This window comes from Pseudomonas pudica (assembly GCF_015680405.1).
In the GTDB taxonomy this organism is placed as follows: domain Bacteria; phylum Pseudomonadota; class Gammaproteobacteria; order Pseudomonadales; family Pseudomonadaceae; genus Aquipseudomonas; species Aquipseudomonas pudica.
In genome coordinates this window covers 103,556-120,712 of sequence record NZ_JADLJS010000006.1, presented here as the reverse complement: position 1 = coordinate 120,712, position 17,157 = coordinate 103,556, and the positions used below count along the sequence as shown (strand labels likewise).

Genomic DNA, 17,157 nt, shown 5'->3' with positions numbered 1-17,157 from the left:
CCAGCTGCCGTGCCGTGGTACCCCGCCGCACGTTTCATGATCGCCCCTCGCCCAGCAATACCTCTGGCATGGCCGGCAGCGGCCGGCTCAGCAACACGCCGACCAGCAGCGCAAACAGCAGCGCCGCCACACCGGCGACCAGTAACACAGCTTCGAAGCCTCCGATGAACGCCTGGCGGGCCAAGGGTGCCACCGTTTCCCGCAACCCGGGCTCAAGCAACGCCAATGCCGCCTGCATATCACCCGCGGCAACCCGCGTGGCCATTGCGGCAACCTGGCCCGATTGCCCAGGCGCCACGGCAGCCATGGCCTCATGCAGCAACTGCCCACTATGTGCAGCCAGCACACCACCCAGCCCACCGATGGCCAGCACGATCGCCCCGAACCGCGTGGTTGTACTCAACCCCGAAGCCATGCCGGTACGCTCACGCGGTACGCAAGCCATGATGTTCTTCTGCGTATCGCCATTCAGCAGCCCGGCGCCCGCACCCAGCACCAGGCTGGCGAGGGCGAATGCACCGTAACCGCCCTGCTGCGTGGCCCAGGCACACAGCAGGTTACCCGCCCCGACCAATACCAGCCCAAGTGCGAACACCTGCGCCGGGCTCAAGTGTGCAGCCAGGCGCATGCCCAGGCGTGGCGCCAGCAGCATGGCCACGGCAAACGGCAACATGCCCGCCCCTGCGGCCAGGGCCGACAGCTGCAGGCCGTTCTGCAAGTACAGCGGCAGCAGGGTCATCATCACCTGGGCGCAGGCAGCGTAGGCGAACATACCCAGCAAGGCACCAACGAAGCGGCCGCTGCGCATCAGCCGCAGGTCCATCATCGGCCGTTGCTGACTGCGCTCGACCATGACGAACAGGCCAAACAGGAAAGCGCTGATCACCAGCCGACCCAACGTTTGCGCACTGCCCCAGCCCACCTGGCTGGCATCGATCATTGCCCAGATCAGGTAACCCAGGCTGCCGGCGAAAGTCAGGCTGCCCCATGGGTCGAGCCGGGCCGCAGCGCTGTCACGGGACTCTTCGACACTGCGCAGCACCATCACTGCAAGCACTGCCACCAACGGCAGGTTGATGTAGAAGATCCAGCGCCAGCCAAGGGTGCTGGCGATCACACCGCCCAGCAGCGGCGCAAAGGTAATGGTGGCGCCCATGCAGGCGCCCCAGAAGGCCCAGGCGCGCATGCGTTCCTGGGGTTGATGGAAGCGGTGGCCGATCGCGGCCAGGGCCGAGGTCAGCAGCAGCGCTGCGCCAACGCCCTTGGTTGCCCTGGCCAGGTCGAGGAACAGCAAGGTGGGCGCCGCGCCGCAGGCCAGCGAGGCGATGCCGAACAGGGCCAGGCCGAGCAGCAGCATGCGGCGGCGGCCAAAGCGGTCGGCCAGGCTGCCAGCGGGCAGCAGGCAGGCGGCAAAGGCCAGCAGGTAGGCGCTGACCACCCATTCGATATCGGCAAACGAGCCGGACAGGTCACGGGCGATGCTGGGCAGGCTGACCGCGACGATGTTGGTGTCGAGGATGATCAGGGCGCAGACCAGGGAGGCGGTAAGCAGAGTGAAACGCGCAGAGGGCATGGTGAGGCTCCGGATGCAGGGCTGGTTGGTCAAAATGCCGGACCGCTTTGCGGTCCCCTGCAATTCCCCGGCAGCCTTTGCCGCCAAGCCATCAGCCTTGTAGTGTTGGCCTCACCATAACGCCGCCAGCCCCCAGGCTTGTTAGCCTCGGCGGCCCGCGTCATTACCCTGCAGGTAACACCCATGGAAATCCGCCATTTCCGCTACTTCCTCTGCGTCGCCCGCCACGGTCACTTCACCCGTGCCGCCGAACAGCTGGGTATCGCCCCGCCCACCCTCAGCCGGCAGATCCAGGACATGGAGCGCGAGCTGGGCGTGCGCCTGTTCGAGCGCAACCAGCGCGAGGTCAACCTCACCGCTGCGGGCCAGGCGCTGTTGGTCGAGGCCGAACATGCAGTGCGCCAGTTCGACGCCGCGCAACTGGGTGCGCAACGGGCAGCCCGAGGGGAAAGCGGGCGCATAGAGCTGGGCTATGTGGCTTCGGCCGCGTATTCGGGCATGCTTCAGCAGCAAGTCAGCCGCTACAGCGAAACCTGCCCCGCAGTGCGCATGAACATTCGCGAACTGCCCATGGCCGAACTGCCCGGCATGGTCCGCGACGGCTTGCTCGACCTTGCCTATGTGCGCTCGCCGATGGAGCTACCCGAGGAACTCGAAGCCATCGCCTTGCACCAGGAAGGTTTCGTCCTCGCCCTGCCCGCCAACTCGCGAATAAATGAAGTACCGCAGATCCCGGCCTCGCGCCTGGCCAACGAAACCTTCATCCTGCCCGAACAGATCTCCGGCACGCTGGAAGTGGCAGCACAAGGTGGTTTCGTCCCGAGGCTCGGCCCCCAGCCGGGCAGCCTGGTGGCGGTGATCACCTTGGTATCACTCGGCCAGGGCATCGCAGTGGTGCCAGAATCGGTGGTCCAGCGCGTCAGCCTGCCGCAGGTGAACTACCGGCGTATTGTCGACTGCCAGGCCAGCTCGTGGCTTAGCCTTATTCATCGACGTTTCGAGAAGGCGCCAGCGGCAATCAGATACATCGATATGATGAAGAGCTGAAAAAACAAAGGGCACCTATCCACTGGTGCCCTTTGCCCTACCGCCAGGTGAACTGAATCACCCCATCGAACGCACCCCCACAGGTTGCGCATGGCCCCGCGTGGTCACGATCCCCAGGAAGGAAATCACTATCGCCAGGCCCAACGTAGAGGTCACCTCCGCCCGGTGTTCAGGCGTGAACATCATGACTGCCAGCGCCCCGCCAATGAACAGGATCACCGCCCAGGTGAGGTATGGGAACAGCCACATGCGGAACTTCAGCTCGGTGTTTTCCCGCTCCAGGCGGCGGCGCATGCGCAGCTGCGAAATGGCGATGACCATGTACACCAGCAAGGCGATGGCGCCGGAGCTGGCCAGCAGGAACTCGAATACACCCTTCGGCGCGAAGTAGTTGAGGATGGCAATGGCCGCGCCGATCAGCGTGCTGCCGAATACCGCAGCGCGCGGTACACCGACCTTGGAGGTCTTGTTGAGCATGGCCGGTGCGTCACCGCGCTTGGCCAGCGAGTACATCATCCGCGAGGCAATGTAGATCGAAGAGTTCATGCAACTGGTCACTGCCACCAGCACCACCAGGTCGACCATGAAGGCCGCGTTGGGAATGTTCATGATTTCCAGCGCACGCTGGTAGGAACCCACCACCGCGAGCTGCGGGTCGTTCCATGGCACCACCGAAATGATCACGAAGATCGAGAGGATGTAGAAGGTGCTGATGCGCCAGATCACCGAGCGAGTGGCCTTGGCGATGTTGCGCGACGGATCGCTGGATTCGGACGCGGCGATGGTAACCGCTTCGGTGCCGATGAAGCTGAACATCACGGTGATGAACGCACCAACCACGGCCGACCAGCCCTTCGGCGCGAAGCCGCCGTGCTCGGCCATCAAGCCGCTAAGGCCGCTGACCTCGCGGTTGGGCAGCCAGCCCATCAGTGCGGCGAAACCCAGGCCGATGAAACCGAGAATGGCCGTGACTTTCAGAATGGCGAACCAGAACTCGAACTCACCATACTTGGCCACGCTGAACAGGTTGGTACCAGCCAGCAGCAGCACCGAAGCCAGGGCGAATATCCAGCTGTCCACCTGCGGAAACCAGGCGTTCAGCACATGCCCGGCGGCCAGCGCTTCGATCGGGATGACCAATACCCAGAACCACCAGTACAGCCAGCCGATGGTGTAGCCGGCCCAGCGGCCGATGGCCTGCTCGGCGTAGGTGGAAAACGATCCGGTGTCCGGATGAGCCACGGCCATTTCGCCGAGCATGCGCATGACCAGTACCACCAGGGTCCCGGCCACGAAATAGGAAATTATGGTAGCTGGCCCGGCTGCCGCGATGGCGTGGCCAGAGCCGACGAAAAGTCCGGCGCCGATGATGCCGGCGATGGACAGCATCGTTACATGACGTGGCTTGAAACCTTGTGCAAGGTTGCCATCAGATCCCACGGTGTTCATTGATGTTGTTCTCTTTTTGCTGACACAAGGATGGACGGGCAGGTGTAGGCGAAAATATCTCCTTTGAAATCAATAAGTCGACACGTTACTCGCGCTCTGTTGTTGATATTTGGCACGCGTCACAGAGCAACGTGTCAGTGCAGGTCGGGCTTCATTTAAGCCCCGCAGGGCTGTGGGAAATTACACGAGAACGCCCCGGAACTGTTCGATCACGACAGGGCATTTCCATGAACGCCAGATGTCGTGAATGGCTTGCCCTATCGCGTCACCAGGCCGTCTGGAGCTTTTGTTTTTCATTTGGGTGTGTTTGTGGCTGTACTGGCCCTTTCTGCCAGCCACAAAAAAGCCCCGGTCTCCCGGGGCCTCTGTTGCCAGGCGTCTGCCTACGCCTGCCCGGTACGCTCGAAGCGTCGGGCCAGCAACAGGTAAGCGAGGATCCCCAGCACGCCATGGGCGGCCACGAACCAGAGTGCGTTGTGAAAGGAGCCGGTGCTGGCCACCACATAACCGATCACCAACGGGGTGACGATACCGGCGATGTTGCCGATGCCGTTGAACACGCCACCGCACAGGCCAACCATCTTCTTCGGTGCCACATCCGACAACACCGCCCAGCCCACCGCCGCCAGGCCCTTGCCGAAGAACGCCAGGGTCATCAGGGCGATCACCGCGGCATTGCCGTCCACATAGTTGGCCAGCACCAGGCTGGTGGACAGCCCCATGCCGATGATGAACGGGGTCTTGCGGGCCTTGGACGGGTGCACCCCACGGCGGATCAGCCAGTCGGACACGAAGCCACCGAGAATGCCACCGGTAAAACCGCAGATTGCCGGCAACGCGGCCACCCAGCCGGCCTCCATGATGGTCATGCCACGGCCCTTGATCAGATAGATCGGGAACCAGGTGATGAAGAAGTAGGTGAGCGCGGTAATGCAGTACTGGCCCAGGTACACCGCCCACAGGTTACGGCTGGTGAACAGTTGCGCAAGCTCGGCCCGGGTCGGTTTGCTCTTGGCAGTCTTGCGTTCCTTTTCCAGGTCGACCAGGGCGCCGCCTTCACGCATGTAGTCCAGCTCTTCGGGGCTCAGCCCTGGCGCACTGTGCGGCTCGTGGTACAAGCGGAACCACACCACGCTCAGCGCCAGCCCCAGCACGCCCATCCAGATGAACACCTGCTCCCAGCTCAGCGCATGGGTCATCCACGCCATCAACGGTGCGAACACCACCACAGCCATGTACTGCGCCGAATTGAACAGTGCCGAGGCGGTGCCGCGCTCGCGGGTGGGAAACCAGCAACTGACGATGCGCGAGTTGGCCGGGAAGGCCGGCGACTCCACCAGGCCCAGCATGAACCGCATGGAGAACAGCGCCACGGCGGCGGACACACCAGCCAGGCCCATCCAGCCCACGGTCCCTTGCAGCAGGGTGAACAGCGACCAGAGGATCAGGCTGATGCCGTAGACCCGGCGGGCGCCGAAGCGGTCGAGCAACCAGCCGCCAGGCACCTGACCCAGGGCGTAGGCCCAGGCGAAAGCAGAGAAGATCATGCCCAGCATGACCGGGTCCAGGCCGAGGTCCTTGAGCACCTCGGTACCGGTAATCGACAGGGTGGCGCGGTCGGCGTAGTTGATGACGGTGATGACGAAGATCAGTGCCAGGACCAGGAAGCGATGGCGACCGATCCCGGCCACGGCCTGCGGTGCGGCGACGGCGGATTTGCTGTTCATATGGACCCTCTTGCTTCTCGGTGGAAGCGATTGTTCTTGTGCGGAGAAGGTGTGGCCTTTGGGGCCTTCTGTTGCCTGTGCTGGCCTCTTCGCGGCTAAAGCTGCTTCCACAGGGTCAGTGCAGTGTTCAGGGCATGCGCTGTTCCTGTGGGAGCCGGCTTGCTGGCGATGGGGCCTACACGCAATTCGGGGGAACCTCGCCACGGAAGCAAGCAGCGAGATTCGATAAAACCATCTGCCCCATTTCCAGCCGGGTTTGCAGCGTGGCGCTGCCTCGATGTGGCTGCAGAACGACCTGGTTCAGGTCACGCAGCGCCGGCGGCACATGCGGCTCGTGGACGAAAACATCCAGCCCGGCCCCGGCAATGCGCTGCTCCCGCAACGCCTCGACCAGCGCCTCTTCATCGACCAACTTGCCGCGCGCTACATTGACCAGGTACCCCTCCGGCCCCAGTGCATCGAGCACCTCGGCCGTCACCAGCACCTCGCCGCCATCGGCGGCAGCTGCAACCACCAGCACATCCACCGAACGCGCCAGTTCGACCAGATCGGCTTCAAAGCGGTAGCCGGTTTCTGGTTGCTCGCGCCGCCCGTTGTAGGCAATACGCATGTCGAATGCAGCGGCACGGCGAGCGATAGCCTTGCCCACCTCGCCAAGCCCGACGATGCCCAGTTCTATACCGCTGACCTTGCGCGCCAATGGCAGGTCTACCTTGCCCCACAGGCCATCACGCACCAGCCGCTCACCCTCGCCCAGGCGGCGCAAGGTGCTGATGATCAAGCCCATGGCCAGGTCGGCCACATCGGCGGTGAGCACGCCCGGCGTGGTGGTGACATGGATGCCGCGGCTGGCCGCATGGCGCAGGTCCACGGCATCGGTGCCAATGCCGCTGATGGCGATGATCTCGAGCGCGGGCAGTTGCTCCATCAGCTCATTGGACAGGCCCTTGGCACCGCCTGTAACCACCCCACGAATGCGCGGGCCGGCTTCGTCGAGCAACTGTTGCGGGTTGGAATGCTGATACAGGCGATGTATCCGATAAGCGTTGACCAGCCGGGCATCGATGGCCTCTGGTACTGGCTGGGTCAACAGCACTTCGATGGGGTTCTCGTTCATGGTGCGCATCCGGCAGTTCGAAGACATGACTCGATGCTAGGCCGGCATTTGATACAGGTCTAATATAGATACTGGATCGAATAATTCAGGAATTGAATCATGGAGCTGCATCAGCTGCGCTGTTTCGTAGCCGTGGCCGAAGAGCTGCATTTCGGCCGTGCCGCCACCCGCCTGCACATGACCCAACCGCCCTTGAGCCGGCAGATCCAGCTGCTGGAACACACCTTGGGCGTGCTGCTGCTCGAGCGTAACAACCGCCAGGCGCGGCTGACCCTGGCGGGCCAGAGCTTTCTCGAAGACGCCCGTCGCATCCTGCAGATCGCCGAGTCGGCCAGCCAGTCGGCGCGGCGCATTGCTCATGGCGAAGCGGGCCGGTTGACCTTGGGCTTCACCGCAGTGGGTGCCTACAGCATGATCCCGCGCTTGCTGGTGCATGCCGGGCAGACGCTGCCGGACATCGAACTGGTGCTCAGCGAACGCGTCTCCAGCACCCAGGTGCATGACCTGGAGGCAGGGTTGATCGATGTTGGGCTGGTGCGCCAGGTGCTGCCCAGCGCGCGCGTGGAGTACCTGCCGATCCACCGCGAACCCTTCATCGCCGCCCTGCCCGCCGTGCATGCGCTGGCGGCACGTGAGCGGCTCAGGCCGAGCGATTTCGATGATCAACCATTCGTGATGTACAGCGCCAACGAAGGGCGCTATTTCCATGACCGCATCGCCAACCTGTTTGCCCGGCATGAGGTGCAACCACGGTACCTGCACCAACTGGGGCAGACTCACTCGATACTGGGGCTGGTCAATGTGGGGCTGGGCTGCGCAGTGGTGCCGGCCTCGGCGCAGGCATTGCGCCTGGAGCAGGTGGTATTCAGGCCGTTGGTGGGGATGGAGCAGCAGGCGGAGATTTTCCTGGCGTTCTGCCGGGATAACCCCAACCCGGTGCTGGGGGCATTCGTGGCGATGGCGCGGAAGTTTTTCGAAGCAGGTTGATTTGTGCCTGTCTCTTCGCGGGCTCGCCCGCTCCCACAGGATAAATGCAGGCCTGGAGCCTGATGCAGTACCTGTGGGAGCGGGCAAGCCCGCGAAAGGGCCAGCAGCCTCAACGCACCAGGCAAGGCCGCTTGTTATCGAAGCTCCACCCCGGAATCAGGAACTGCATTGCCACGCTGTCATCCCGCGCGCCCAACCCCATGTTGCGGTAGCACTCATGCGCCTTGGCCAGCTGGTCTTCATCCAGCTCCACCCCAAGCCCCGGCCGCGCCGGCACGTGCACATGCCCATCGACGATGCGCAGTGGTTCACGGGTCAGGCGCTGGCCGTCCTGCCAGATCCAGTGGGTGTCGATCGCAGTGATTTCACCCGGCGCCGCAGCTGCCACCTGGGTGAACATTGCCAGCGAGATATCGAAGTGGTTGTTGGAATGCGAACCCCAGGTCAGCCCCCAGTCGTTGCACATCTGCGCCACCCGTACCGAACCCTGCAAGGTCCAGAAGTGCGGATCGGCCAGCGGAATGTCCACCGACTGCAACTGGATCGCATGGCCCATCTGCCGCCAGTCGGTAGCGATCATGTTGGTGGCGGTGGGCAGGCCGGTGGCGCGGCGGAACTCGGCCATCACCTCACGGCCCGAGTAGCCGTTCTCGGCACCGCACGGGTCTTCGGCGTAGGCCAGCACATCGTGCTTGTCGCGGCACAGGGCAATGGCCTCCTTCAATGACCAGGCACCATTCGGGTCGAGGGTGATGCGGGCTTCGGGGAAACGTTCGGCCAACGCCGTTACGGCTTCCATCTCCTCCTCGCCGCGCAACACCCCGCCCTTGAGCTTGAAATCGCTGAAACCATAGCGCGCCTTGGCGGCCTCGGCCAGACGCACAACCGCCTCCGGCGTCAGGGCCTTTTCGTGGCGCAGGCGGAACCAGTCGTCCTCGGCATCAGCTTCGTTGCGGTAGGCCAGGTCGGTCTGCTGGCGGTCGCCGATGTAGAACAGGTAACCGAGCATCTTCACCGCCTCGCGCTGCTGCCCCTCGCCCAGCAGTGCCGCCATCGGCACGTTCAGATGCTGGCCAAGCAGGTCGAGCAGCGCAGACTCGATGGCCGTCACCGCATGCACGGTGATGCGCAGGTCGAAGGTCTGCAGGCCGCGACCAGCCGAGTCACGGTTGGCGAAGGTCTGGCGCATGGCATTGAGCACGCGCTGGTAATGGCCGACCGGCTGGCCGACCACCAGGCTGCGAGCGTCCTCCAGTGTCTGGCGGATCTTCTCGCCGCCGGGCACCTCGCCCAATCCGGTATTGCCGGCGCTGTCACGCAACACCACCACGTTGCGGGTGAAGAACGGGCCATGGGCACCACTGAGGTTGAGCAGCATGCTGTCGTGCCCGGCAACGGGGATCACGCGCAGCTCAGTGACCACAGGGGTGCTGGTGTGAAGGGTCTGCATGTTCATGGTTGTTGTCTCGCAGTCATCAATGGCTCTGACCCAGGGCCGAAGGGGCCTTGAGGTCATCGGAAGGGACGCCCTTTGGGCGAGTGCGTACGAAGAAGATGGCAATGGCCGCCAGCACCGAGGTCACCGCCAGGCCATACAGGCCGCCCTGGATCGAACCGGTCTGCTGCTCGAGCAGGCCGAAGGTGGTTGGGGCGACGAAGCCGCCGAGATTGCCGACCGAGTTGATCAACGCGATCACCGCAGCGGCGATGCGGGCATCCAGGTAACCCTGCGGGATCGGCCAGAACAGTGACGACGCCGACTTGAAACCGATGGCCGCGAAGCACACCGCGACAAAGGCGAACACCGGTCCACTCGTGGTGGACATGAACATGCCGATGGCAGCGATCACCAGCGCACCTGCGACCCAGGCCTGCTGGAACTTCCAGCGCGCCGAGCCGGCGGCGAAGGCATACATGGCCAGGATCGAAACCAGCCATGGGATCGAGTTGAAGAAGCCGACCTGCAGGTCGCTGAGGTCACCCATGCGCTTGATGATGCTCGGCAGCCAGAAGGTGGCGGCGTAGATGGTCAGCTGGATGCAGAAGTAGATCAGGCAGAACAGCAGGATCTGGCGGTCCTTGAGCAGGCGCCAGGTCGATGGCTTGACCACGCCGACCGCTTCACGCTCAAGCTGCTCGCGATCGATGGTGGCCACCAGTGCGTCCTGCTCGGCCTGGCTCAGCCACTTGGCGTCCTGCGGCCTGGAGTCGAGCCAGAAGAACACGAAGAAGCACAACGTCACCGAGGCCATGCCTTCGATGAACAGCATCCATTGCCAGCCATGCATGCCCAGGCCCTGGATCTGCATCAGCGCACCGGCCAACGGCCCGGAAATCAGCGATGCCAGCGCCGAGCCGCTGAGGAAGATGGCAATCGCCTTGCCGCGCTCGGCGGCCGGCAGCCAGCGGGTGAAGTAGTAGATCACCCCGGGGAAGAAGCCCGCTTCGGCAACGCCCAGCAGAAAGCGCAGCACGTAGAACTGGGTTTCGTTCTGCACGAAGGCCATGGCCGTGGCCACCAGCCCCCAGGTGAACATGATGCGGGTCAGCCACAGCCGTGCGCCGACCTTCTGCAGCAGCATGTTCGAGGGCACTTCGAACAACGCGTAGCCAATGAAGAACAGGCCGGCGCCAAAGCCATAGGCCGCAGCGCTGATGCCCAGGTCGCTTTCCAGATGCGGGCGGACGAAGCCGATGTTGACGCGGTCCAGGTAGTTGACGATGAACATGATGACGAACAGCGGCAGGACGTGGCGCTTGACCTTGGCCACGGCGCTGGCCAGGGCGTCGCCTTCATTCCGGGCAGACGGAGCGAGGGTGTCGTTCACTTGCGGATCTCCCACTAATTGTTTTTGTGCGGGTCGAGGTTGTCTGACATGGCAGTGGGGAAGAGCATATGCGCAGCACAGTTGTACGACAAGGTCGCCAACATCGGCAAAATTACAAAATACAAGCTATCAAAATGCTTATTAGCGTCGATCTTGCATAATACACCAGGCTATTCGCTGACTTGAGCACAGGAAAAAACGGCAAAAAATATTTTTATCCGTTAACTTGTCGTACAAGTACAACAACAATTGGACTACACCATGGCCACCGAGCAAGCCCACAAACGCGGCCACAGCCGCGCCCATGACCTGGTCTCCAGGCTGACGCAACAGATCTTGCTGGGCACCTTCAAGCCAGGCGACAAGTTGCCCTCGGAAAACAGCCTGGTACGCGAGCATGGGGTCAGCCGCACCGTGGTCCGCGAGGCCCTGTCGAAATTGCAGGCCTCGGGGCTGGTGGAGCCACGCCACGGTATCGGTACGTTCGTGATGGAGCGCCAGGGCCAGGCCGGTCTGCGCATAGCTGCGGAAAGCGCGGCGAATGTGCGCGACCTGCTGGAGTTGCGCATCGGCCTTGAAGGCCAGGCCGCAGCCCTGGCCGCGCTACGCCGTGACGAGGGACACCTGACGCGCATGCGCCAAGCGCTGGATGATTACCAGGACCTGGCCGCCGCCGGCGACAGCTGCATCGAGGCCGACCGGCGCTTTCACCTGCTGATTGCCGAGGCCACTGGCAACCTGTACTTCACTGAAATGCTGTTGCAGCTGGGCAACGGCCTGATCCCGCGCAACCGAATGGCCCTGGCCGAACGCAGCGGGGCGAAGCTGGCCCGGCAGGCGTACCTGGCCAACCTCGAGCATGAGGCGATCCTCAATGCCATCCGCCGGCAGGACCCGGACGCGGCCCGGGCAGCGGTGTGCCTGCACCTGTCCAATAGCCGCGACCGGCTACTGCCCGAACAGGCCTGACACGATCCCCTGTAGGAGCGGCCTTGTGGCGCGAAGGGCTGCACAGCAGCCCCTGGATTTCAGCTACAGAATTGCAGGCCGGGGGCCGCTTTGCGGCCCTTTCGCGACACAAGGCCGCTCCTACAAAGAGAACCGCGTCGGGCCCTGCTACCAGGTCAGGCAGATCTTGCCGAAATGCCGGTTGCTCTCCTGATAACGGAACGCCTCGACGATCTGCTCCAGCTCGAAATGCTTGTCCACCACTGGCCGCAGGCCATTGGCATCGATTGCTCGCACCATCGCCTGTTGCTGGGCGCGGCTGCCCACCAGCACGCCTTGCAGGCGAATCTGCCGCACCAGCGCCTGCACCAGTGGCAACTGGCCGGCCACGCCGGTGAGGATACCGATCAACGACACATGCCCGCCAATGCGCGCGGCAATCATCGATTGCTCCAGCGTCGCCGGGCCACCCACTTCGATCACATGGTCGACGCCGCGGTTGCCGGTCAGCTCGCGCACTTTCTCACCCCACGCCGGGGTGCTTTTGTAGTTGATCAGGTGGTCGGCACCCAGGGCCTTCAGTCGCTCCAGCTTGGCGTCGCTGGACGAGGTGGCGATCACCGTCGCGCCAGCCAGCTTGGCAAATTGCAGGGCGAAGATAGACACGCCGCCGGTACCCTGCACCAGCACCGTATCGCCAGGCTTGAGGTGATCGTCGCTCGTCAGTGCACGCCAGGCCGTGAGACCGGCCGTGGTCAGCGTGGCAGCTTCAGCATGGCTGAAGCCCCTGGGCGCCAGGGTGAAGGAGGTGGCGCGAGCGGTGACCTGCTCACGGGCGTAACCATCGATACCATCGCCGGGCACCCTGGCGAAGCCTTCCACATTGGCCTGGCCGTCGAGCCAGTCTGGGAAGAAGGTACTGACCACATTGTCGCCGACCTGGAACTCGGTGACGCCGCTACCCACCGCGACCACTTCGCCAGCGCCATCGGCCATGGGGATGCGCCGCTCGCTCGGGCCCCACATGCCGCTGACCACGGCGAAATCGTGGTAGTTGAGAGAGCTGGCGTGCAGGCGCACGGTGATTTCGCCGGCCTGGGGTGCGAGAGCCTCGCTGGTACCGACCTCAACCTTGTCGTAGCCGCCGCCGGGTTGTACGTAGATGGCCTTGCTGGTCATGGATAGGTCTCCGTTCAGGGAATAGATTGGGGTTCAGCATAGACAGGTCCGGCCCTATCGCCGGCAAGCCAGCTCCCACAGGTATTGCACAGGTCTCAGCTCTAGTGGTGTCCCTGTGGGAGCTGGCTTGCCGGCGATAGGGCCTACATTGCCAACACAAGATTCAGCCCAGCATCACCTTAAGCGCCCGGCAATCGGCCGCATGCCAATCCACCAGCTCCGGCCACGGATTGTCCGGCAGGTTCACCAGAACCGTGCGCGCCCCTGCGGCGCGCCCACAGTCCAGGTCAAACCGGTAATCCCCCACCATCACCAACTCACCCGGTGCCACACCCCAGGCATTGGCAATCTTCAGCAGCCCATCCGGGCTTGGCTTGGGCGCCGCTTCGTCACGCCCCAGAATGTGCTCCACCGGGAAGCAGTCCGCCAGACCGATGGCCTCCAGTGTCACATGCGCCAACTCACGGGCGTTGCGGGTGAGAATGCCCAGCCGGCAACCACGCTCGGCCAGTTCGCGCACCAGTTCCACCGCCCCGGTGGCCGCCGTGGAAGCAATCGCCAGGTCGCGCTCGTGCTCCAGCAGCCAGGCATGCTTGGCTGCCGCTTCGTCCGCCGGCAAGGCCGCCAGGTGGGTGAGGATGTCGTGCTCGGCCGGGATATCCAGCGCCAGGCGGATAGCGGCAAAATCGTGCACAGCCACCGTCAGGGTGCCGTCCATGTCGAACACCCAGTTGCGCACCTCGCCCAGGCTCATGCCCAGTCCTTGCGGTGGCGAATCAAGCCTTCCTGGCAGGACGACGCCACCAGTTGCCCGGCCTGGTTGAAGATGCTGCCTCGGCAGAAGCCGCGGGCATTGCCTGCCCAAGGGCTGTCGGTGGCGTACAGCAGCCACTCGTCGGCACGCAGGTTGCCATGGAACCACAGCGAATGATCGAGGCTGGCAATCTGCATGTCACGCTGCCACACCGATTTGCCGTGGGGCAGCAACGCAGTGGTCAGCAGGCCGAAGTCCGAGGCGTAGGCCAGCATGTATTTGTGCAAGGCCGGGATATCGGGCAGGTTGCCGTCCGCGCGAAACCAGGCGTACTTCACCGGGTCGCCAGGCTTGGGGTTGAACGGGTCGCGCTCGGTGACCGGGCGGATCTCGATCGGCTTGGCGCACAGCACCTTGTCGCGAATTCGCTCGGGCAACTGGTCGGCCATGGCCCGGGCCAGCTCTACTTCAGTGGGCAAGTTTTCCGGGCCGACCACCTCGGGCATCTGCGCCTGGTGCTCGAACCCTTCCTCGTCGTACTGGAACGAGGCGCTGCAGGTGAAGATCGGCTGGCCCTTCTGAATCGCCGTCACCCTCCGGGTGCTGAAGCTGCCGCCATCGCGCACGCGGTCCACCGAATACACCACCGGCAGGCTGGCATCGCCAGGGCGCAGGAAGTAGCCATGCAACGAATGCACATGGCGTGCATCCTCGACCGTCTGGCTGGCCGCCGACAATGATTGGCCCAATACCTGCCCGCCGTACAACTGGCGGAAGCCCAGGTCCTGGCTGCGTCCACGGAACAGGTTCTCCTCGATGGACTCGAGGCTCAACAGGTCGACCAGGTCGTCCAACACATGACTCATCGGGGGTTCTCCTAGCAAGGCAACATGTCTCTACAGCACTCTCATGAAGGCAAATGATACAGGGTTTGTCATTCGCGCCGGGCATGGCCATGAATTCAGGCGTGCAGGGTACGCTCCCAGTGAGCGCGGTCGATGCGATACAGCACATGCGGGCGCAGCGGATGGCCCACGGGCAGGCGGGGGTGTTCGAAACTGCCGTTCAGATCCTGCTGCATACCGATGGCCTGCATGACCTTCTGCGACGGCAGGTTGCTCTCGCTAGTGAACGACACCACCTCTTCCAGGCGCAATTGGGCGAAAGCACAGCGCAGGCAGGTCCACGCCGCCTCGCTGGCGAAACCCAGGCCCCAATGGCGGCGTGCCAGGCGCCAACCGATCTCCACCGCCGGCGCAAAATCGGCATCGAAGGCCACGTGCAGCAACCCGGTCATGCCGATGAAGGCACCGCTGTCCTTGCGCTCCAGGGCCCAAAGGCCAAAGCCATACTCATTGAAATGCCCGCGCACGCGGCCGATCAACGCGGCTGCCTCCAGGCGCGTCAGTGGCGCCGGGAAGTAGCGCATCACCTGCGGGTCGGCACACAAGGCGGCGAATTCGCGCAGGTCGTCGTCGTGCCACTGGCGCAGCACCAGCCGCGCGCTTTCCAGTTGCAGGATAGGGGTCATCGTGCGTGCTCCGGTTTTAGCGTCTTGCAGTTTACAGCGTAGGCGCGGGTGCAGGTTTCACCCAGCCGGCGCGCCCGAATGCAATTTTCACACGCCCTTCACCGCCCCCCGACAGGCCTGTTGGCAGGATGCCAGCCAATACCGCCGCGCCAGCCGCGACCATGCCAACGGAGCAACGCATGCTATCGAGCAACACCCTGGGGCACCCTGCCATCCACGCCCGGCGCAAGCGACGCCTGACCCGCAAAGCCCTTGGTGCCGCTCTTGGCCTGTGCATGGTCGTGGCGGCGTTGAGCACCTGGTTGGCGACGAGGACGCACATCGTGGACCTTGGCAACGAACGGCAATTGAGTAACAGCGGCCTGCTGCAAGACTGGGCCGACGGTACGGTGATCGTGATGATCCGCCACGCCGAGCGCTGTGACAGCGCCCCTGGCCCGTGCCTGGACGACCCCACCGGCATCACCGTGGGCGGCAGCCAGGCCGCGGCTCGCGTTGGCCAAGGACTGCACCAGTTGGGTCTGGACAACGCCGATATGCTCAGCAGCCCGAAACTGCGCACACGGCAAACCGCGCATTTAATCCTTGGCCAGGCGGTGGCCAGCGAGGACTGGCTGGAAAGCTGTGACAGCCGGTTCGCCAGCGAAGCGCTGGCACACAAACGACCGGGGCATAACCTGGTGCTGGTGACCCACAACGGCTGCATCGACCATTTTGCCCGTCAGCAGAACGTTGCGGGGGGCGAGCGTGAGAGCGGCTATGCCAGTGCGCTGTTCGTTTCGGTGGATGGCAATGGCAGGACGCGCATCCTTGGCCGCCTGAACGAGCCGGACTGGCAACGGGTGCTGGCCAGTACCACGAAACAGCACTGACGCCGCTCCTGCCTGCCAGGGCAACTGCCTTTCACTGCCTTTTCTGGCCTCATCGCCGGCAAGCCAGCTCCCACAGGTATCCCATAGCCTTTTAGCCTTGTGCAGTAACTGTGGGAGCTGGCTTGCCGGCGATTGGGCAGCAAAGCTGCCCCAGCCATGGCAAGATCAGCACTGACCCCGATTGCGACCCCACCCATGCCGTTGCCGCTGATCTACCACGAAGACTACAGCCCGGAGTTCCCTGCCGAACACCGCTTCCCCATGGACAAGTTTCGCCTGCTGCACGACCACTTGATCGACAGCGGGCTGACCACCGACCAGGCCCTGCTGCGCCCGGACATCTGCCCCAACGACATCCTCGCCCTGGCCCACGACCGCAGCTACATCGAGCGCTACATGAACGGTGACCTGTCACGCGAGGACCAGCGCCGCCTCGGCCTGCCCTGGAGCGAGGCCCTGGCCCGGCGTACCGTGCGCGCCGTAGGCGGCTCGCTGCTGAGCGCCGAGATGGCGCTGCAGCACGGCATCGCCTGCCACCTTGCCGGCGGCACCCACCACGCCCATTACGAACACCCTGCCGGCTTCTGCATCTTCAACGACCTGGCCGTGATCAGCCGCTACCTGCTGGAGGCCGGCCGGGTACACCGGGTGCTGATCTTCGACTGCGACGTGCATCAGGGTGACGGCACCGCGCGCATCCTGCACGAGACACCAGACGCCATCACGGTATCGCTGCATTGCGAACAGAACTTCCCGGCGCGCAAGGCACAAAGCGATTGGGACATTCCCCTGCCCCGGGGCATGGGCGACATGGCCTACCTGAAAGTGGTGGACGACGCCCTCAACTACCTGCTGCCACTCTATCGACCCGACCTGGTGCTGTATGACGCCGGTGTCGATGTGCACAAGGACGACGCCCTGGGCTATCTGCAACTGACCGATGCAGGCGTTGCCGCCCGTGACGAAGCAGTGCTGCGCCACTGCATGGGCCGCGATATCCCGGTGGTGGGCGTGATCGGCGGTGGATACAGCAAGGACCGTGCAGCCCTGGCCAGGCGCCATGGCATCCTTCATCACAGCGCGGCACGCGTCATCGGTTGTTCACAATGACTGTGGAGCCGCTTGTGGATAACCTGCGGGAAAGG

Annotated in this window: 15 protein-coding genes; 5 read left to right on the top strand and 10 right to left on the bottom strand. The window is 63.9% G+C overall.

Annotation, left to right across the window (positions count from 1 at the left end):
- Nucleotides 1–34: 34 nt before the first annotated feature.
- Nucleotides 35–1,573: an MFS transporter gene (locus IRZ77_RS06955; protein WP_196173163.1), complete on the bottom strand. Its 1,539-nt coding sequence runs from the start codon at nucleotides 1,571–1,573 to the stop codon at nucleotides 35–37.
- Between the two features lie 183 nt (nucleotides 1,574–1,756).
- On the opposite strand from IRZ77_RS06955, the gene IRZ77_RS06950 reads away from it, so the two are divergent.
- Nucleotides 1,757–2,620: a LysR family transcriptional regulator gene (locus IRZ77_RS06950; RefSeq protein ID WP_046613146.1), complete on the top strand. Its 864-nt coding sequence runs from the start codon at nucleotides 1,757–1,759 to the stop codon at nucleotides 2,618–2,620.
- A gap of 57 nt (nucleotides 2,621–2,677) precedes the next feature.
- Here IRZ77_RS06950 and gabP read toward each other — a convergent pair whose 3' ends face one another.
- The 3 genes from gabP to IRZ77_RS06935 form a co-directional block, all read right to left on the bottom strand.
- Nucleotides 2,678–4,069 (bottom strand): GABA permease, encoded by a 1,392-nt coding sequence (gene gabP / locus IRZ77_RS06945; RefSeq protein WP_046613147.1) that lies wholly within the window; start codon nucleotides 4,067–4,069, stop codon nucleotides 2,678–2,680.
- A 383-nt stretch (nucleotides 4,070–4,452) separates the two neighbouring features.
- On the bottom strand, nucleotides 4,453–5,796 hold the full coding sequence (locus tag IRZ77_RS06940; RefSeq protein ID WP_085599595.1) for an MFS transporter: 1,344 nt from the start codon (nucleotides 5,794–5,796) through the stop codon (nucleotides 4,453–4,455).
- Between the two features lie 175 nt (nucleotides 5,797–5,971).
- The gene (locus IRZ77_RS06935) at nucleotides 5,972–6,913 is read right to left on the bottom strand and encodes a 2-hydroxyacid dehydrogenase (RefSeq protein WP_108480725.1); all 942 of its coding nucleotides are present in this window, start codon (nucleotides 6,911–6,913) and stop codon (nucleotides 5,972–5,974) included.
- A gap of 99 nt (nucleotides 6,914–7,012) precedes the next feature.
- Here IRZ77_RS06935 and IRZ77_RS06930 point away from each other — a divergent pair, with 99 nt between their 5' ends.
- Complete coding sequence (locus tag IRZ77_RS06930) at nucleotides 7,013–7,900, top strand: LysR substrate-binding domain-containing protein (RefSeq protein WP_196173161.1); 888 nt, start codon at nucleotides 7,013–7,015, stop codon at nucleotides 7,898–7,900.
- A 109-nt stretch (nucleotides 7,901–8,009) separates the two neighbouring features.
- Here the strand turns inward: IRZ77_RS06930 and gudD are convergent, their stop codons facing one another.
- Nucleotides 8,010–9,356 carry a glucarate dehydratase gene (gene gudD / locus IRZ77_RS06925; RefSeq protein WP_196173160.1) on the bottom strand — a complete coding sequence of 449 codons (1,347 nt, stop codon included), beginning with the start codon at nucleotides 9,354–9,356 and terminating at the stop codon, nucleotides 8,010–8,012.
- A 19-nt stretch (nucleotides 9,357–9,375) separates the two neighbouring features.
- Entirely contained in the window at nucleotides 9,376–10,728 is a 1,353-nt protein-coding gene (locus tag IRZ77_RS06920) for an MFS transporter (RefSeq protein ID WP_196173158.1), read from the bottom strand.
- A gap of 261 nt (nucleotides 10,729–10,989) precedes the next feature.
- On the opposite strand from IRZ77_RS06920, the gene IRZ77_RS06915 reads away from it, so the two are divergent.
- Complete coding sequence (locus IRZ77_RS06915; RefSeq protein WP_046613718.1) at nucleotides 10,990–11,697, top strand: FadR/GntR family transcriptional regulator; 708 nt, start codon at nucleotides 10,990–10,992, stop codon at nucleotides 11,695–11,697.
- A 147-nt stretch (nucleotides 11,698–11,844) separates the two neighbouring features.
- Here IRZ77_RS06915 and IRZ77_RS06910 read toward each other — a convergent pair whose 3' ends face one another.
- The 4 genes from IRZ77_RS06910 to IRZ77_RS06895 form a co-directional block, all read right to left on the bottom strand.
- Nucleotides 11,845–12,855: a zinc-dependent alcohol dehydrogenase family protein gene (locus tag IRZ77_RS06910; protein ID WP_046613153.1), complete on the bottom strand. Its 1,011-nt coding sequence runs from the start codon at nucleotides 12,853–12,855 to the stop codon at nucleotides 11,845–11,847.
- A gap of 163 nt (nucleotides 12,856–13,018) precedes the next feature.
- Nucleotides 13,019–13,609 carry an HAD family hydrolase gene (locus IRZ77_RS06905; protein WP_046613154.1) on the bottom strand — a complete coding sequence of 197 codons (591 nt, stop codon included), beginning with the start codon at nucleotides 13,607–13,609 and terminating at the stop codon, nucleotides 13,019–13,021.
- Entirely contained in the window at nucleotides 13,606–14,475 is an 870-nt protein-coding gene (gene tesB / locus IRZ77_RS06900) for an acyl-CoA thioesterase II (RefSeq protein WP_046613155.1), read from the bottom strand. Before tesB ends, IRZ77_RS06905 begins: the two co-directional genes overlap by 4 nt.
- A 95-nt stretch (nucleotides 14,476–14,570) precedes the next feature.
- The gene (locus tag IRZ77_RS06895) at nucleotides 14,571–15,140 is read right to left on the bottom strand and encodes a GNAT family N-acetyltransferase (protein WP_046613156.1); all 570 of its coding nucleotides are present in this window, start codon (nucleotides 15,138–15,140) and stop codon (nucleotides 14,571–14,573) included.
- Nucleotides 15,141–15,319: 179 nt separating this feature from the next.
- Here IRZ77_RS06895 and pmrG point away from each other — a divergent pair, with 179 nt between their 5' ends.
- Together pmrG and IRZ77_RS06885 are read left to right on the top strand one after the other, a co-directional pair.
- Nucleotides 15,320–16,012 carry a lipopolysaccharide core heptose(II)-phosphate phosphatase PmrG gene (gene pmrG, locus IRZ77_RS06890; protein WP_108480721.1) on the top strand — a complete coding sequence of 231 codons (693 nt, stop codon included), beginning with the start codon at nucleotides 15,320–15,322 and terminating at the stop codon, nucleotides 16,010–16,012.
- 195 nt (nucleotides 16,013–16,207) lie between these two features.
- On the top strand, nucleotides 16,208–17,122 hold the full coding sequence (locus IRZ77_RS06885) for a histone deacetylase family protein (protein WP_196173199.1): 915 nt from the start codon (nucleotides 16,208–16,210) through the stop codon (nucleotides 17,120–17,122).
- The last annotated feature ends 35 nt before the right edge of the window (nucleotides 17,123–17,157 follow it).

What these genes read in the sequence shown, in the direction of transcription:
- IRZ77_RS06955 (WP_196173163.1), bottom strand. Translation starts at nt 1,573, where the DNA reads ATGCCCTCTGCGCGTTTCACTCTGCTTACCGCCTCCCTGGTCTGCGCC.
- IRZ77_RS06950 (WP_046613146.1), top strand. Translation starts at nt 1,757, where the DNA reads ATGGAAATCCGCCATTTCCGCTACTTCCTCTGCGTCGCCCGCCACGGT.
- gabP (WP_046613147.1), bottom strand. Translation starts at nt 4,069, where the DNA reads ATGAACACCGTGGGATCTGATGGCAACCTTGCACAAGGTTTCAAGCCA.
- IRZ77_RS06940 (WP_085599595.1), bottom strand. Translation starts at nt 5,796, where the DNA reads ATGAACAGCAAATCCGCCGTCGCCGCACCGCAGGCCGTGGCCGGGATC.
- IRZ77_RS06935 (WP_108480725.1), bottom strand. Translation starts at nt 6,913, where the DNA reads ATGAACGAGAACCCCATCGAAGTGCTGTTGACCCAGCCAGTACCAGAG.
- IRZ77_RS06930 (WP_196173161.1), top strand. Translation starts at nt 7,013, where the DNA reads ATGGAGCTGCATCAGCTGCGCTGTTTCGTAGCCGTGGCCGAAGAGCTG.
- gudD (WP_196173160.1), bottom strand. Translation starts at nt 9,356, where the DNA reads ATGAACATGCAGACCCTTCACACCAGCACCCCTGTGGTCACTGAGCTG.
- IRZ77_RS06915 (WP_046613718.1), top strand. Translation starts at nt 10,990, where the DNA reads ATGGCCACCGAGCAAGCCCACAAACGCGGCCACAGCCGCGCCCATGAC.
- IRZ77_RS06910 (WP_046613153.1), bottom strand. Translation starts at nt 12,855, where the DNA reads ATGACCAGCAAGGCCATCTACGTACAACCCGGCGGCGGCTACGACAAG.
- IRZ77_RS06905 (WP_046613154.1), bottom strand. Translation starts at nt 13,609, where the DNA reads ATGAGCCTGGGCGAGGTGCGCAACTGGGTGTTCGACATGGACGGCACC.
- tesB (WP_046613155.1), bottom strand. Translation starts at nt 14,475, where the DNA reads ATGAGTCATGTGTTGGACGACCTGGTCGACCTGTTGAGCCTCGAGTCC.
- IRZ77_RS06895 (WP_046613156.1), bottom strand. Translation starts at nt 15,140, where the DNA reads ATGACCCCTATCCTGCAACTGGAAAGCGCGCGGCTGGTGCTGCGCCAG.
- pmrG (WP_108480721.1), top strand. Translation starts at nt 15,320, where the DNA reads ATGCTATCGAGCAACACCCTGGGGCACCCTGCCATCCACGCCCGGCGC.
- IRZ77_RS06885 (WP_196173199.1), top strand. Translation starts at nt 16,208, where the DNA reads ATGCCGTTGCCGCTGATCTACCACGAAGACTACAGCCCGGAGTTCCCT.